19 protein-coding genes are annotated in these 13,316 nt (G+C 65.4%); 10 read left to right on the top strand and 9 right to left on the bottom strand.

The genetic code is table 11. The features are described 5' to 3' along the window. Positions 1 to 5: 5 nt before the first annotated feature. The 3 genes from ACIQ3B_RS08955 to petA are packed head-to-tail and all read right to left on the bottom strand — an operon-like array spanning position 6 to position 2,735. Positions 6 to 848: a cytochrome c1 gene (locus ACIQ3B_RS08955; RefSeq protein WP_397401719.1), complete on the bottom strand. Its 843-nt coding sequence runs from the start codon at positions 846 to 848 to the stop codon at positions 6 to 8. A 7-nt stretch (positions 849 to 855) separates the two neighbouring features. Beyond that, positions 856 to 2,175, bottom strand: a complete 1,320-nt coding sequence (locus ACIQ3B_RS08950; RefSeq protein ID WP_397401717.1) for a cytochrome bc complex cytochrome b subunit — start codon at positions 2,173 to 2,175, stop codon at positions 856 to 858. A gap of 5 nt (positions 2,176 to 2,180) precedes the next feature. Further along, the gene (gene petA, locus ACIQ3B_RS08945; RefSeq protein ID WP_397401715.1) at positions 2,181 to 2,735 is read right to left on the bottom strand and encodes a ubiquinol-cytochrome c reductase iron-sulfur subunit; all 555 of its coding nucleotides are present in this window, start codon (positions 2,733 to 2,735) and stop codon (positions 2,181 to 2,183) included. 208 nt (positions 2,736 to 2,943) lie between these two features. Between petA and ACIQ3B_RS08940 the strand changes: the two genes are divergently transcribed. From ACIQ3B_RS08940 to ACIQ3B_RS08920, 5 genes are all read left to right on the top strand, one after another. Further along, a complete protein-coding gene (locus tag ACIQ3B_RS08940; RefSeq protein WP_397401784.1) occupies positions 2,944 to 3,411 on the top strand; it encodes a tRNA (cytidine(34)-2'-O)-methyltransferase in 468 nt (155 codons plus the stop codon). 7 nt (positions 3,412 to 3,418) lie between these two features. Next, positions 3,419 to 4,297: an oxygen-dependent coproporphyrinogen oxidase gene (hemF, locus tag ACIQ3B_RS08935; protein ID WP_397401713.1), complete on the top strand. Its 879-nt coding sequence runs from the start codon at positions 3,419 to 3,421 to the stop codon at positions 4,295 to 4,297. Between the two features lie 101 nt (positions 4,298 to 4,398). Beyond that, the gene (locus ACIQ3B_RS08930; RefSeq protein WP_397401711.1) at positions 4,399 to 4,935 is read left to right on the top strand and encodes a hypothetical protein; all 537 of its coding nucleotides are present in this window, start codon (positions 4,399 to 4,401) and stop codon (positions 4,933 to 4,935) included. Between the two features lie 102 nt (positions 4,936 to 5,037). After that, complete coding sequence (locus ACIQ3B_RS08925; RefSeq protein WP_397401709.1) at positions 5,038 to 5,280, top strand: AbrB/MazE/SpoVT family DNA-binding domain-containing protein; 243 nt, start codon at positions 5,038 to 5,040, stop codon at positions 5,278 to 5,280. After that, a complete protein-coding gene (locus ACIQ3B_RS08920) occupies positions 5,255 to 5,674 on the top strand; it encodes a PIN domain-containing protein (RefSeq protein ID WP_397401707.1) in 420 nt (139 codons plus the stop codon). The genes ACIQ3B_RS08925 and ACIQ3B_RS08920 overlap by 26 nt, the downstream gene beginning before the upstream one ends. Here the strand turns inward: ACIQ3B_RS08920 and ACIQ3B_RS08915 are convergent. From ACIQ3B_RS08915 to ACIQ3B_RS08900, 4 genes are read right to left on the bottom strand one after another with little or no spacing between them, the layout of a single operon-like run. Continuing rightward, a complete protein-coding gene (locus ACIQ3B_RS08915) occupies positions 5,671 to 6,369 on the bottom strand; it encodes a type 1 glutamine amidotransferase (protein ID WP_397401705.1) in 699 nt (232 codons plus the stop codon). The two genes, ACIQ3B_RS08920 and ACIQ3B_RS08915, sit on opposite strands and share 4 nt — an antisense overlap. Beyond that, entirely contained in the window at positions 6,366 to 7,616 is a 1,251-nt protein-coding gene (locus ACIQ3B_RS08910) for a CCA tRNA nucleotidyltransferase (RefSeq protein ID WP_397401703.1), read from the bottom strand. Before ACIQ3B_RS08910 ends, ACIQ3B_RS08915 begins: the two co-directional genes overlap by 4 nt. Continuing rightward, complete coding sequence (locus ACIQ3B_RS08905) at positions 7,613 to 8,248, bottom strand: CoA pyrophosphatase (protein ID WP_397401701.1); 636 nt, start codon at positions 8,246 to 8,248, stop codon at positions 7,613 to 7,615. The genes ACIQ3B_RS08910 and ACIQ3B_RS08905 overlap by 4 nt, the downstream gene beginning before the upstream one ends. Next, positions 8,245 to 8,817, bottom strand: coding sequence for a DUF1285 domain-containing protein (locus tag ACIQ3B_RS08900; protein WP_397401699.1), 573 nt, complete (start codon positions 8,815 to 8,817; stop codon positions 8,245 to 8,247). Before ACIQ3B_RS08900 ends, ACIQ3B_RS08905 begins: the two co-directional genes overlap by 4 nt. Before the next feature lie 95 nt (positions 8,818 to 8,912). On the opposite strand from ACIQ3B_RS08900, the gene ACIQ3B_RS08895 reads away from it, so the two are divergent. Both ACIQ3B_RS08895 and ACIQ3B_RS08890 read left to right on the top strand, forming a co-directional pair. Then, positions 8,913 to 9,131, top strand: a complete 219-nt coding sequence (locus ACIQ3B_RS08895) for a hypothetical protein (RefSeq protein WP_397401698.1) — start codon at positions 8,913 to 8,915, stop codon at positions 9,129 to 9,131. Further along, positions 9,118 to 9,444: a type II toxin-antitoxin system PemK/MazF family toxin gene (locus tag ACIQ3B_RS08890; RefSeq protein WP_397401696.1), complete on the top strand. Its 327-nt coding sequence runs from the start codon at positions 9,118 to 9,120 to the stop codon at positions 9,442 to 9,444. Before ACIQ3B_RS08895 ends, ACIQ3B_RS08890 begins: the two co-directional genes overlap by 14 nt. A gap of 4 nt (positions 9,445 to 9,448) precedes the next feature. On the opposite strand, the gene ACIQ3B_RS08885 is transcribed toward ACIQ3B_RS08890, so the two are convergent. Next, entirely contained in the window at positions 9,449 to 9,952 is a 504-nt protein-coding gene (locus tag ACIQ3B_RS08885; RefSeq protein WP_397401694.1) for a GNAT family N-acetyltransferase, read from the bottom strand. Between the two features lie 202 nt (positions 9,953 to 10,154). On the opposite strand from ACIQ3B_RS08885, the gene ACIQ3B_RS08880 reads away from it, so the two are divergent. The 3 genes from ACIQ3B_RS08880 to ACIQ3B_RS08870 all read left to right on the top strand — a co-directional run bounded on the left by ACIQ3B_RS08880 (position 10,155) and on the right by ACIQ3B_RS08870 (position 12,778). Then, positions 10,155 to 11,417 (top strand): MFS transporter, encoded by a 1,263-nt coding sequence (locus tag ACIQ3B_RS08880; RefSeq protein ID WP_397401692.1) that lies wholly within the window; start codon positions 10,155 to 10,157, stop codon positions 11,415 to 11,417. Between the two features lie 32 nt (positions 11,418 to 11,449). Next, positions 11,450 to 12,376 (top strand): SDR family NAD(P)-dependent oxidoreductase, encoded by a 927-nt coding sequence (locus tag ACIQ3B_RS08875; RefSeq protein ID WP_397401690.1) that lies wholly within the window; start codon positions 11,450 to 11,452, stop codon positions 12,374 to 12,376. Between the two features lie 105 nt (positions 12,377 to 12,481). Beyond that, the gene (locus ACIQ3B_RS08870) at positions 12,482 to 12,778 is read left to right on the top strand and encodes a hypothetical protein (protein ID WP_397401688.1); all 297 of its coding nucleotides are present in this window, start codon (positions 12,482 to 12,484) and stop codon (positions 12,776 to 12,778) included. 12 nt (positions 12,779 to 12,790) lie between these two features. On the opposite strand, the gene ACIQ3B_RS08865 is transcribed toward ACIQ3B_RS08870, so the two are convergent. After that, positions 12,791 to 13,316 (bottom strand): GNAT family N-acetyltransferase (locus ACIQ3B_RS08865; protein ID WP_397401686.1); only part of this gene is annotated, 526 nt, incomplete at its 5' end.

Genomic DNA, 13,316 nt, shown 5'->3' with positions numbered 1-13,316 from the left:
CACCCTTAGTGGGCGATGTTTCGCCATACCCGCTTGTAGCTGAACCACAGCAGGAGGGTGAAGATGAAGAGGTAGATCATCGCGCCCAGGCCGAACTGCTTGCGCTCGGTCTGCTTGGGCTCCGAGGCCCAGGCCAGGAAGGCCACGACGTCGCGAGCCTGCTGGTCCACGGTCGACTTGGCGCCGTCGTCGAAGGTCACCTTGTCGACCGCCAAAGGCGGAGCCATGGCGATAAAGCCACCCTTCGGCGCCTCACCCTTGCCGGTCCAGTAGGATTTCAGGTCTCCCGGCATATAGGGGTTGTAGTACTGGCCCGGCCCCACCGTGAGTCCGGCGGGCGCATTCACATAGCCGGTCAGCAGCGAGTAGATGTAGTCCGGTCCACCTTCGCGGGACTTGGTGATCACCGAAAGGTCAGGCGGCGCCGCGCCGCCGTTCGAGGCGCGCGCAGCGGCCTCGTTCGGGAACGGCAAAGGGAACTTGTCCGCCGGCAAAGCGGCGCGCTGGATGGTGTCGCCGGTTTCACTATCGACGTCGTTGACCTGGATGTCCTTGGCCAGCGACTTCACATAGGGGTTGTCGTTTGGGTTCGGGTACTTCGGATCATAGAACGGCCCGTGCTTCTGGCCGAGATTCCGGAAGGACATCAGGTTCATCGAGTGGCAGGCCGCACAGACCTCCCGATAGACCTTATAGCCCCGCTGGACCTGAGCGGCGTCAAACGTGCCGAACGGGCCTGCGAAGGACCAGGCGACGCTCCGGGGTTCCTTGGGCTCACCGGCGGCCAGCGCCGGCCCTGAAATCAGGGCCAGCCCCAGCGCCGCGAGCGCGATACTTTTGCGCAGCATCTTAGGCTCAGCCCCTCTTTTCAGGCGCCGCCATGGCGCCAACGGGCGTCGAGGCGGGATGCGACAGGACGGGGTCGGAAATCGATTCCGGCACCGGCAGTGGTGTCTCGGTCAAGCCGAGCATCGGCAAGATGATCAGGAAGTAGGCAAAATAGTAGAGCGTCGCGACGCGGCTAAGCCAGACGAAGCTGTTGATGTCCGCGTCCAGAAGAACCAGGCCAGACAGGCCGGGGATCACCTGGCCATCCGGCAGTTGCCCGCCGCAATAGCCCAGCACCAGCGACACGAACACGAAGATGAAGAAGTAGAGCCGCGCCGTGGGCCGGTAGCGCATGGAGCGCACCTTGGATGTATCCAGCCAGGGCAGCAGGAACAGCACCGCGATGGCGCCGAACATCAGGATCACACCACCCAGCTTGTCCGGCACCGCGCGCAGGATCGCGTAGAACGGCAGCAGATACCACTCCGGCACGATGTGCGCCGGGGTCACCAGCGGGTTGGCGGGAACATAGTTCACGGGGTCGCCAAGCGCATTCGGATTGTAGAACACGAAGCTCATGTAGAGCAGCAGGAACACCCCGATCGCGAACCCGTCCTTCACCGTGTAGTACGGGTGGAAGGGCACGGTGTCGTTCTCGGACTTCACATTGACGCCGGTCGGATTGTTGTTCCCCGTCACGTGCAGCGCCCAGATGTGCAGGATCACGAGACCCGCAATCACGAACGGCAGAAGGTAGTGCAACGAGAAGAAGCGGTTCAGCGTGGCGTTATCCACCGCAAACCCGCCCCAGAGCCAGGTCGTGATCGGCCCACCAACGATGGGCAGCGAGCCGACCAGATTGGTGATCACGACCGCACCGTGGAAGCTCATCTGGCCCCAGGGCAGGACGTAGCCCATGAAGGCTGTGATGATCATCACCAGATAGATCGTGCAGCCCAGGATCCATAGCACCTCGCGCGGCGCCTTGTAGGAGCCGTAGTAGAGGCCGCGGAACATGTGGAGATACACCGCCAGGAAGAACATCGAGGCGCCGTTGGAGTGCATGTAGCGGATCAGCCAACCGTAGTTGACGTCACGCATGATGCGTTCGACCGAGGCGAAGGCCATGTCGGCGTTCGGAACGTAGTGCATTGCCAGCACGATGCCGGTGACGATCTGCAAGCCCAGCACAAGGGCCAGGATGCCGCCGAAGGTGAACCAGTAGTTCAGGTTCTTCGGCGTCGGGAAAGTGACGATCGTGTCGTTCATCAGACGCACGATGGGCAGGCGCACATCGAGCCAACGCTCGAAGCCGCTCTTGGGTTCGTAAGTGGAGTGTCCGCTCATCTCTGTCAGCCGATCTTCACTTTGGTGTCGCTCAGGAAGGCGTAGGTCGGCACTTCCAGGTTTTTCGGCGCAGGACCCTTACGGATCCGGCCAGACGTGTCGTAGTGCGACCCGTGGCAAGGGCAGAACCAGCCGCCATAGTCGCCGCCGCCAAAGGTCGGCACGCAGCCGAGGTGCGTGCAGGTGCCGATCAGAACCAGCCACTCAGGCTTGCCGGGCTTGTGTCGCGCGTCGTCCGTCTGCGGGTCGGGAAGGTCACCCAAAGGCGTCGCCACCGCCTTGGCGATCTCGGCCGGAGTGCGGTTGCGCACGAAGAGCGGTTTGCCGCGCCATTTCAGCACGACCTGCTGCCCAGGCGTGACCTTGCTCAGGTCGAACTCGATGGACGCGAGCGCCAGCGTATCGCCGGCCGGGTTCATCTGGTTGACCAGAGGCCAGCCGATGCCGACGGCAGCGCCCGCTGCCGCCGCCACGACGGCGATGTGAATGAAGTCGCGACGGTTCGGGTCTTCCCCCGGAGCGTGCGGGTCGGGAGATTCGCCCACGACGGTGCTGGCCACCTTGAAGCTACCCTTCGATAGGGGCCCTGCGGACGAAACCGGAGGGCCTGAGACTTATCGATTCTCGACCGTTAACGAGACGAGAACCGGTTCCGGAAGAGCCGGATTGAGGAACACTGTATATCAGGACCCATGCGAACGTCGTGTCCGCCTTGCCCCGATTCGTATCCCCGCGCCCCAGCGACAGCCGATGGCGGATGGCCTTAGAATGCGTTTGGCCCTTTTTCAACCGGACATTCCGCAAAACCTTGGCGCCGCGATCCGTCTTACGGCCTGTCTGGGGGTGTCTCTGGACGTGATTGAGCCCTGCGGGTTCCCTCTGAGCGACGCTGCGGTGCGTCGTGCAGCGATGGATTACGGCGGCATCGCCGAGGTTCAACGCTTTCCCAGTTGGTCTGTTTTTCAAGCAAATCCAAGGGGATCGGGTCGCCTTGTGCTGTTCACCACGCGCAGCACGCAATCCTTCCTCGATTTCGCCTTCAGGCCCGACGACGTCCTGTTGTTTGGTCGCGAGAGCGCCGGGGCGCCCGATGAAGTTCATGCCGCAGCTGATGCGCAGCTTTGCATCCCCATGGCAGCTGGCGCCCGTTCATTGAACGTCGTCACCGCAGCGACGCTGGCGCTGGGCGAGGCGTTGCGGCAGATCAAGGCGTTTCCCGCCATCAGCAGGTTCTAGATCCGGCATGTCCAGCCTTCCGCCCGAAATCCTTGCCCACCGCGACCGCAGCAAGGTGTGGTTCGAAACCCTGCAAAAGCGCATCATCGCTGCGCTTGAGCAGCTGGAAGATGAGGCCTCAGACGACCTCTATCCTGGCGCCCCCGGCCGTTTCGAGCTGCGGCCCTGGACGCGGGAGACCGGCGTCGGCGGCGGCATCGGCGGCCATCTGCGCGGACGGCTGATCGAAAAGGCCGGCATCCACACGTCGGCGGCGCTGGCGAAATTCTCGCCTGAAATGGCCGCCACCATGCCGGGCGCCGACAAGGACCCGTCCTACGTCTCTGCCAGCATCAGCCTGATCATCCATCCGGTGAGCCCGCGCGTGCCGACGGTGCACATGAACACCCGCTTCCTGTCGACGGCGGAGAGCTGGTTCGGCGGCGGCGCGGACCTGACGCCCATGCTGGCGGCCCAGCGCACGCAGGAGGCGCCGGACACCGTCCTGTTCCACGCCGCCATGAAGGCCGCCTGCGACCCCTTCGATCCCGAGTGGTACGCCAAGTACAAGGCCTGGTGCGACGAGTACTTCTACCTGCCCCACCGCCAGGAAATGCGCGGCATCGGCGGCATCTTCTACGACCGCCACAACTCGGGTGATTTCGAGAAAGACTTCGCGTTCACGCGGGCGGTGGGTGAGGCGTTTCTGGACGTCTATCAAAAGATCGTGCGGGGCCACATGGGCGAACCCTGGACCGAGGCCGAGCGTATGGAACAGCTGGTGCGACGGGGCCGGTATGTCGAGTTCAATCTGCTGTACGACCGGGGCACGATGTTCGGCCTGAAGGCGGGGGGGAACATCGAGACGATCCTGAGCTCGATGCCGCCGATGGTGGCTTGGACCTGAGGGGGTAGGTGGGCTTGGCTAACAGCGGCTCGCCCGCAGTTCATTGATTTGACAATCGCGAAGGTTGATCGGACCAACCCCGCTCCTTGGGGTCGTATCGCATGGCGTCTGCAGCTTCTCTGGCACGGCGCGACGCCCTGTACTTCGCTGTGGGACCCGCGCTCGCCACTGTGGCTGCCGTAGCTGCGTTCAAGGTTCAGCCTTGGCCCGTGCCCATCCCGTCTCAGGCGCAGCTGCTACACCCCCTGCCGGTGACCGTGATCCTGTTGCTCGGGATCATCGGGGTCGCACTTGCCAGTCGCGCCGGTCTTCCGTCAGCTCCGGAAGTTCGTAACGCCGAGGCGTGGCGTCGGATCCTGTTCACCTCAGGGGGCGCTGGGATCCTCTTTGGGGCCGCCCTGCTCACGTCTCTCATTGAACCTGCAAGCCAGCTGGCTCTCGCCCGTCCCGGCATGGCGGCGGCCCTGACCGGCCTGTTCATCCTGAGGTTTGCGGCGAACCTCTTTGAAGCGCGCGAGTTTCGAAGACATGGCTGGCCCGCGCCGATTCTCTTCCGATTGGCTTTCTACAGCGTGTGGCATTGCTTCGGACCCTATCTGATGTCCGAGCAGTCGATCCTCTACCCCGGCCCAAACTGACCGGTGGACGATCCCACCTTTCTATCAGTTAACCGCATGGCGGCTGGTGCGACGCCATCACATATGATATACATTTGACCCACGTATATCATGGAGCCGCTCATGAAAGTCGCCAAGTGGGGCAACAGCCTGGCTGTCCGGCTTCCCAAAGAAACCGCCGAAGCGTTGGGTTTCGCGGAGGGCGACGACATCGCCTTCGAACATACACCTGATGGCGAGGTGAAACTGCGCAGACGCCGTGACACGGCCGAGTGGATCAGGCATCTGCGCGAAACCTACAAGGGCCGACTGCCGGAGGGCTATCGTTTCAGTCGCGAGGATGCGGTGCGGCGTGGCTACGAGTAGGCCCTTCTTCGACACAAACGTCCTAGTTTACCTGATCGCATCTGAATCGGCGCGTGCGCAGCGGTCGGCGGCGATCATGGCCGCCGGTGGCTGTGTCAGTGTTCAGGTGCTGAACGAGTTTGTGAGTGTCACACGTCGCAAGCAATCGCTCGACTGGGATGCCGTAGAAGCATGGCTCGACCTGTTTCGTTCGGACCTGACCGTCGTGCCCATGACGTCGGAAACCCAGGCTCGCGCCACGGCCATCGCGCGGCGGCGCCAGATCAACATCTACGATGCTACGATCCTCGCGGCAGCGGAGCAGGCAGGCTGCGATGTCGTTTTCACCGAGGACCTCCAGCACGGCCAGGTCATCGGCGGCCTGACGATCCGCAATCCGTTCCTCGATCCCTAGCCCCGCAGAAACGCCCCGATCCAGCGCCCCACCCGCTCCCGGTCATCGGGGCTTGCTAAGCTGGCCACAGCCCGGTCCGCCTGGTCATCCGCATAGACCTTGCCCCGCCGCGCCTCGATCAGGGCGGTCGCATAGGCCGGGTCGAACTCTGGGTGTGGCTGGATCGAGATCGCCGAATGGTCTTGCCATGCCAGGCCCGCCATCGGGGTGAAGGCGCTGGATACGATCACCTCGGCGCCGGGCGGCAATTCCACCACCTGATCCTGATGGGAGGCAGGCAGCCGGATCGCCGACGCTGGCTGAACCATCCAGGGCGCTTGGCCCACCACCTGATAGTCGTGGGCGCCGATGCCCCAGCCCTTGGGGGACTTGATCACCTTGCCGCCGAAGGCCTGGGCCATGGCCTGATGGCCGAAACAGACCCCCACCAGCTTTGTCCGCCCCCTGGCGGCGCGCAGGAAGTCCAGCAACGCGCCGATCCAGGGGTCGGTTTCATAGACCCCCGCCGCCGAGCCGGTGACAATATAGGCCGCGCAATCCTCGGGCGCGGCAGGCAGGTCGCCGCCGTCCACGTCATATGTGAGCCAGTCGTAGGCGTCGGGACCCAGCAGCCGCATAAACATGTCCGGATAGGTCCCGAACGCGTCGATCGCGGGTTTCGGCGGATGGCCGGTCTTGAGGATGCCGACTTTCAATAGGCCAGCCCCTGCACCACCGCTTTCAGCTTTTCGATGGCCGACATCGGATCATCAAGGAAGTCGTGATCGATCCACCAATCTTCCACCTCGGCCAACACCTGGCCGACCATCGGACCTTTCGGAGCGCCGGCCTTCATGACGTCCTCGCCGGTGAGCGGGAAGACGGGCGCGACCCAGCCTTCGGCCAGCGCGATCAGGCCGCGCCACTGCATGGTGGTAGCGCTGCGCGGCGAGGCGGCCCAGGCCAGCTTGGCGCGGTCGCGGAATGTCGGCAGGCCGGCGCGGTAGATGCCGCGCCGGATCTCTCGCGGGCTCATCCAGCTTTTCAGAACAGGACTCTGGGCCAAAGCCGCCTGTAGCCGGTCGCGATCGACGTTGGACAACCGAAGGCGTTCGGCCAGCCGCGATGCAGCCAGCTGATCGTCCGGCAGCAAGGCGGCGAGACGCAGCAGCGGGTCCGTCTCGAACAGCAGGTCCGCCTCGATCTCCACCAGGGCGGCGAACCGCGCCAGATTGGCGGGCGCCTTGAGGATCACCCCCAGAACGCCGGCTTCGGACATCAGCCGCACGGCGTCGCGAGGATCGTCGGCGGCCAGGAGTTTCAGTAGTTCCTTCGAGACGCGCTCGGCAGAGAGGCTCTCCACCTGATCCTTGAACGCCGCGCAGGCGGCCAAGGCTGCGGGGTCGGGCGCGCCCTGGCCGAACCAGGCCAGGAACCGGAAGAATCGCAGGCTCCTGAGGTGATCCTCGCCAAGCCTCTGCTCCGGCGCGCCGACGAAGGCGACACGCCCGGCCCTGCCGTCGGCCACGCCGCGTCCTGTGGGATCAAAGATCGTCCCGTCGCGGTCCGCGTAGAGCGCGTTCAGGGTGAAGTCGCGACGCTGCGCGTCCTCAGCCCAATCGTCGGTAAAGGCGACCGTGGCCCGGCGCCCATCGGTGGTGACATCGCGGCGCAGGGTGGTGATCTCGTGCGGCTTGCGGCTCGACACGGCGGTGACGGTGCCATGCGCAATACCAGTCGGGACGGCGCCCAGCCCGGCGGCCTTCAGGGCCTTGACCACGCGCTCGGGGGCCAGGGTCGTGGCGATGTCGATGTCGTCTATGGGTCGGCCCACAAGGGCATTACGCACGCAGCCGCCGACAAACCGCGCGCAGCCGGCGCCGCCCTCGGCCTCCAGGGCGTCGAACACCGCCACCGTTTCCGGCGCCGTCATCCAGGGCCGCAGACCCAGGGCCTCGCTCATGACGCGTTCACCCCGTAGAGGCGTCCATGCAGCGCCCGGAGCATGCCCGCCGTGGCCCCCCAGATATACTGCGCCTCATGGGTGGTCGCGTAGAAGCGGCGCTTCACGCCGGACGGCAGTTCGCGCTCATGTTCCTCATAGTTGGTGAGGTCCATAAGGTAGCTGAACGGGGTCTCGAATATATCGGCCACCTCGCCCGGGTTGGGTGTGAGTGTGAAGCCCGCACGGATGAACCCGACAACGGGGGTCACCAGGAAGCCCGTGCCGGTCTGATAGGGTGTGGAAAAGCCGACGGGCCTCACGAAATGTGGCTCGAGGCCGACTTCCTCATGGGCCTCGCGCAGCGCCGTCTGGATGGGCCCTTCGCCCGGATCCTGGCGGCCGCCGGGAAAGGCCACCTGCCCGGTGTGGCTGCGCATGTTGTCGGAGCGACGGGTCAGCAGCACGTTCAGGCCGTGGTCGCGCTCGATCAGACCGACCAGAACCGCCGCAGGCGTCAGGGGCTTTCCCGGCGATGACCAGTTTTCGGGGTCGAGGTCGAAATCGGAGGCGCGAGGTCCATCCGCACCCGGCGAACGGTCCAGCGGCTCCAGCCGGTCGCTGATCCAGTCGTGCAGACCCGCCTGCGTCACGCGTCGGCCGCCTCAGACGGACCCAGCGCAAACCAGACGCCGCCTGACTCTATTCCCAGACGCCGACCCTCCGGCGTGTCGCGGTCCTCGGCCATCTCCACCAGTTCGTAGAACACCGCCCTGGAGATCAGCGCCTCAAGCCCGCCTCTGACGCACAGGTAGGGTCTGGGTTCGCCATCGGCGCTGACCTCGACACGGATCGGGTGATCGGCATCGGCGACTACCTCGTCGCCGACGTTGGTGAGGAACCGCAGCTTGTCGCCGTCGCGATCCACGCGGACCGCAATGAAGGGCGCGTCCTCGACGGAGATCCGCAGCTTCTCGACCGGTGTCACCAGCCAGTACCCGTCAGGGTCCTTGCGCAGGATGGTCGAGAAGAGGCGCACCATGGCCTCGCGCCCGATCATCGCGCCCTCGTGGAGCCAGCGGCCATCACGCTTTATGACGATATCGATCTCACCGCTGTACGCGGGGTTCCACAGGTGCACCGGCGGAAGGCCGCGCCCGGGCGCCTGCTTTGCCGCCGCGACGACGCCGTCCAGGCCGGGCTTGTCTGTGGTGCTCACCATGGGATGAACCTATGCGTCCCGGAGTGTCAGCTCAAGCGCGGCGGCGGGGTTGCCAGAACCGGATACGTAATGCACTATGCGTTATGCACAAACGAATGACCATCACGCTCGATGAGGCGGTCTACGATGGACTGTACAGGACCGTGGGCAAGCGGCGCATGAGCCAGTTCATTGAAGATCTGGTTCGGCCGCATGTATTCGGGGACGCATTGGACGCCGGCTACCAGGCGATGGCGGAAGACCAGGTGCGCGAGGCGGAGGCATCGGACTGGATCGACTCCCTTTCCGGCGACGGCGTCGATGAAGCGCGGTGAGATCTGGTGGGTCGAGTTCGACCCCTCCATCGGCAGCGAAATCCGCAAGACGCGACCGGCGGTGATCATCAGCAACGACGCCGCCAATCGCAACCTGTCGCGGGTGGTCGTGGTCCCGCTATCCTCCAACGTCGCGCAGCTCTATCCCGGTGAGGCGTCGGTCACCGTCTCAGGTCAACCCAGCAAGGCCATGAGCGATCAGATCATGGCCGCCGACAAGCGCTGCCTGAAAAACCAGGTAGGGACCCTGTCCCGGGCCGAGATGGCCGGGCTGGAAGAGGCGATCCAGGTCCATCTGGGCCTTCCACGGTAGCCCGTTAACGCGCGATCACGCGCCCGTTGAGTTTCCGAGCGGGGTCGACCGTCCGCACTAACACCCGCCGTGGGTCCACCGGACTGGGCAGGATCACGTCCGACGCCACCTCAAACCCCACCCGCTGAAAGAACGGCAGGTCGCCCACCAGCAGCACCGCCGCCTCGCCCGCGGCCTCGGCGGCGGCGCAGGCGCGCTCGACGAGTTCCGCACCGAGGCCGTGCTTGCGCGCATCCTCGTCCACCGCCAGGGGACCCAGGAACACGATCGGCTGATCGCCCGCCATCACGCGCCAAATACGCACAACACCGACCAGACGCTCGCCCTCAAGAGCGCAGAAGGACAGCTCCGGCGCAAAGGCGGCGAACTCGCGCACCCGCTCCGACACCTTTGCGAAACGACCGGGGCCAAACGCACGGTTCAGCAGAGCCTCGATGGCGGGGCCCTGTTCGGGGACTTCGTTGACAAAGCTCAGCGCCGGCTCGGGCCGGCAGGGCTGCGGGGGCATGGGGATTTCTCGGATGCGAAAGGCGACTTTGCGGCTGACCTGGCCGGTCAGACCCTGGGTTCGGTTGGCGCTCAGGCCAGCGGACGTCGTCGCATCGAAAAGCCCTCCCGGGCGCTATCTGGAGCGGCGCAGATAAGGGGTGGAGGGCCGCGCGTCAACGCCATTGCCCGACCCGACGGCGCAAGGCAGTTTGCCCGGGCTGATGACCGACACCCAAACCCCCGACGACGATAGCGTTCCCTCCGCCCGGGCTTTGCTCAAGGAGCGTGACTACCTGCTGTTCTGGGGAACGCGGTGGATGGGCAGTTTCGGCACCCAGATCCAGAGCGTCGCCATGGGCTGGCAGATGTACGCCCTGGCCCGCGAGACCCGATCCGTGGCCGAGAGCGCCTTCCTGGTGGGGATGATCGGACTGGCGGCCTTCCTCCCATTGTTTCTGCTGACGCTGCCTGCCGGTGAGGCCGCTGACCGCTACGACCGCAAGAAACTGCTGATGGTCTGCCTGACCGGCGAGATGCTGAGCGTGCTGGCGCTTGCCATCGCCACGCTGAACGGCTGGGCCTCGCCCGGGCTATTGCTGGGGATAGCCGCACTGTTCGGCGCCAGTCGGGCTTTCTTCGCTCCCGCGAACACCGCGCTCGGGCCCATGCTGGTGCCACGCAAGCTGCTGCCCCGCGCCATCGCCTGGAATTCACTGGCCTGGCAAAGTGCGTCCATCGCGGGGCCTGCCGCAGCCGGCTTCCTCGTCGCTCACTCCGCCCAGACCGCTTATTTCACGACCTTCGCACTCTACGGCCTGGCCTTCATCCTGATCCTGCTGATCCGCAAGAACGCCAGGCCGACGGTGAATCCTGGCTCGCGCTGGACGCTGATCAAGGAAGGCCTGACCTATGTCTGGCGCCAGAAGATTGTCTTCGGCGCCATCTCGCTTGACCTGTTTGCGGTGCTGCTGGGCGGGGCCACGGCCCTGTTGCCGGTGTTCGCCCGTGACGTGCTGCATGTGGGGCCGCAGGGTTTCGGCCTGCTGCGTGCAGGACCCGCCATGGGCGCCACGGTGGTGGCCCTGTGGCTGGCGGCAAACCCGATCCGCGCCAGGGCGGGGCTGTTCATGTTCGGCGGGGTGGCAGTGTTCGGCCTGGCGACCATCGTCTTCGGGCTGTCGAAATCCCTGTGGCTATCGGTGGCCGCGCTGGCGGTGCTGGGCGGCGCGGACATGCTGAGCGTCTTCGTGCGCCAAACCCTGGTGCAGCTGGTCACACCCGATCAGATGCGCGGCCGGGTGGCCGCCGTCTCCTCGGTGTTCATCGGCGCATCCAATGAACTGGGCGAGTTTGAAAGCGGCATTGTCGCGCGGATTCTGGGGCCTGTCGGCGCGGCGGTGTTCGGCGGCGTGGGAGCCGTGATGGTCACCGGAATCTGGGCCTGGCTCTTCCCTGACTTGCGTCGAGCCAACCGCCTCGAATAAGTGTTTCCCAAATCAAACGGGAGTCTGAAGCGATGGGCGCACTTGAAGGCAAGGTTGTACTGGTCACCGGCGGCGGCAACGGCATTGGCCGCGACTGCGCCCTGATCGCCGCGCAGGAAGGCGCGAAGGTCGTCGTCAACGATCTCGGCGGGAGCCTGAAGGGTGAGGACGAAGGTTCCGCGGGCCCGGCCGAGGCCGTCGCCCAGGAAATCCGCGCCGCCGGCGGCGAGGCCGTTTCCAACTCCGACAGCGTCACCGATCTCGACGCCGTCTACGGCATGGTCGAGCAGGCCAAGAAGGAATTCGGCGGCCTGCATGCCGTGATCAATCCGGCCGGCATCCTGCGCGACGTGATGTTCCACAAGATGACCGAGGCCGAGTGGGACGCCGTCATCGCCGTCCACATGCGGGGCTCGTTCAACGTGGCCCGCGCCACCATCGAGCTGTTCCGCGAACAGAACGACGGCGCCTACATGTTCTTCACCTCGACGTCCGGCCTGTTCGGCAACATCGGCCAGGCCAACTATGGCGCGGCCAAGATGGGCATCGCCGGCATGTCGCGGATCATCGCCATGGAAGGCGCGCGCAACAACGTCCGCTCCAACTGCCTGGCGCCCGTCGCCTGGACGCGAATGACCCAGTCGGTGCCGATCAAGGATGAGGCCGCCGCCGCCCGCCGCGCCGTGATGGCCGAGAAGATCCGCGCCGACCAGCCGGCCCGCTTCTCCGTCGCCATGGTGACCCCCGCCGCCGCCCATGTTTCGGGCCAGATCTTCGGCTCCTCCGGCGAGAACATCATCCTCTACTCCCAGCCCCGCCCGATCGAGACGGTGACCAAGGAAGAGGGCTGGACCGTCGCTACCATCCTGTCCGAAGCCGTGCCGGCCATGGCGCCGAAGTTCTTCGACCTGAACCGCGCGGTCCTGCCGGGTGCGACGGCCCAGAAGGCGCCAGCGTAAGGCACTTACCTCCCCCATCGCATCGCGATGGCGGGAGGGGGACCGCCCGCCGGAGAGCGGGGGAGGTAAACTCGGGTTGGCGCCGACATTGCGAGGGGTCAGGCCATGTACCTCGGAATGTCCCAACCTGGCGCAGCGACCCGCGAACTGGCGTTCACGGCGTCGGATCGCATGAGAGCTCAGTCCCGGAGCGCGGTGCAGCCCGCCAACCCGTTCGTCGAGAGCCGCGACCAGATCCGCGACAGGATCCTGGCCGAGCTGGGTGTTGACCGCATCACCTTGCTGAAACTCAATCCGCAGGCTCGCATCGAGTCCGAAATCTCGATCATGATCGAAACCGCCCGCCGCACTCCCCCGGCCCCGATCCGCGCCACTGGAAACTTTGTCGACCTCCGGGTCTGATGCCGGAGCCCCTCAGAGCCTGTGTCGCATGCGCCAATCCTCGCGCATCATCTCCCAGTAGATCGAACGGCGGGTCGTGCCGTCCGGGCGTACAGTATCTCGCTCACCCATCCGGGTGAAGCCGGCGGCGTCGATGCCCTTCTGGACGCGGATGTTGTCGAGGGCTGCGGTCAGGCACATCATCCGCACGCCCAGGGTCTCGAATATCCAGCCGAAGCTGTGGGCCATGCCGCGCCCGCCCTGGCCGCTGTTCTGGCGGTCGGCGCGGATTGCGCCGGCCAGTTCCGCCGCCGAACGGTCCGGCCAGACGGTAATGCGGGAGTAACCCGCGACCACGCCCTCGGCGTCCAGGTTCACGATCAGCAGCGCCTCGCCCGCCAGCGCCAGCGCCTGGCTTTCCACCACCCAGCGGGTGACATCGCGTAATTGAGGTAGGCCCATCCAGACCTGAAGATACGAAGTCGGAGCGAGTGGATCGCGCTGCTTCAAACAGGAGGATGGACCCAATGGAAGTTTATGTCGGGTTGGACGTGTCGGA

This window comes from Phenylobacterium sp. (assembly GCF_044358365.1).
In the GTDB taxonomy this organism is placed as follows: domain Bacteria; phylum Pseudomonadota; class Alphaproteobacteria; order Caulobacterales; family Caulobacteraceae; genus Phenylobacterium.
The sequence above is the reverse complement of the archived record's forward strand: the minus strand, read 5'-3'. Positions and strand labels throughout refer to the sequence as shown.

Excerpts from the sequence above, each read along its gene's own strand:
- ACIQ3B_RS08885 (WP_397401694.1), bottom strand. The coding sequence starts at position 9,952 with ATGCCCCCGCAGCCCTGCCGGCCCGAGCCGGCGCTGAGCTTTGTCAAC.
- ACIQ3B_RS08950 (WP_397401717.1), bottom strand. The coding sequence starts at position 2,175 with ATGAGCGGACACTCCACTTACGAACCCAAGAGCGGCTTCGAGCGTTGG.
- ACIQ3B_RS08910 (WP_397401703.1), bottom strand. The coding sequence starts at position 7,616 with ATGAGCGAGGCCCTGGGTCTGCGGCCCTGGATGACGGCGCCGGAAACG.
- ACIQ3B_RS08925 (WP_397401709.1), top strand. The coding sequence starts at position 5,038 with ATGAAAGTCGCCAAGTGGGGCAACAGCCTGGCTGTCCGGCTTCCCAAA.
- ACIQ3B_RS08920 (WP_397401707.1), top strand. The coding sequence starts at position 5,255 with ATGCGGTGCGGCGTGGCTACGAGTAGGCCCTTCTTCGACACAAACGTC.
- ACIQ3B_RS08900 (WP_397401699.1), bottom strand. The coding sequence starts at position 8,817 with ATGGTGAGCACCACAGACAAGCCCGGCCTGGACGGCGTCGTCGCGGCG.
- ACIQ3B_RS08955 (WP_397401719.1), bottom strand. The coding sequence starts at position 848 with ATGCTGCGCAAAAGTATCGCGCTCGCGGCGCTGGGGCTGGCCCTGATT.
- ACIQ3B_RS08940 (WP_397401784.1), top strand. The coding sequence starts at position 2,944 with ATGCGTTTGGCCCTTTTTCAACCGGACATTCCGCAAAACCTTGGCGCC.
- ACIQ3B_RS08875 (WP_397401690.1), top strand. The coding sequence starts at position 11,450 with ATGGGCGCACTTGAAGGCAAGGTTGTACTGGTCACCGGCGGCGGCAAC.
- ACIQ3B_RS08880 (WP_397401692.1), top strand. The coding sequence starts at position 10,155 with ATGACCGACACCCAAACCCCCGACGACGATAGCGTTCCCTCCGCCCGG.
- ACIQ3B_RS08890 (WP_397401696.1), top strand. The coding sequence starts at position 9,118 with ATGAAGCGCGGTGAGATCTGGTGGGTCGAGTTCGACCCCTCCATCGGC.
- ACIQ3B_RS08930 (WP_397401711.1), top strand. The coding sequence starts at position 4,399 with ATGGCGTCTGCAGCTTCTCTGGCACGGCGCGACGCCCTGTACTTCGCT.
- ACIQ3B_RS08870 (WP_397401688.1), top strand. The coding sequence starts at position 12,482 with ATGTACCTCGGAATGTCCCAACCTGGCGCAGCGACCCGCGAACTGGCG.
- ACIQ3B_RS08895 (WP_397401698.1), top strand. The coding sequence starts at position 8,913 with ATGACCATCACGCTCGATGAGGCGGTCTACGATGGACTGTACAGGACC.
- hemF (WP_397401713.1), top strand. The coding sequence starts at position 3,419 with ATGTCCAGCCTTCCGCCCGAAATCCTTGCCCACCGCGACCGCAGCAAG.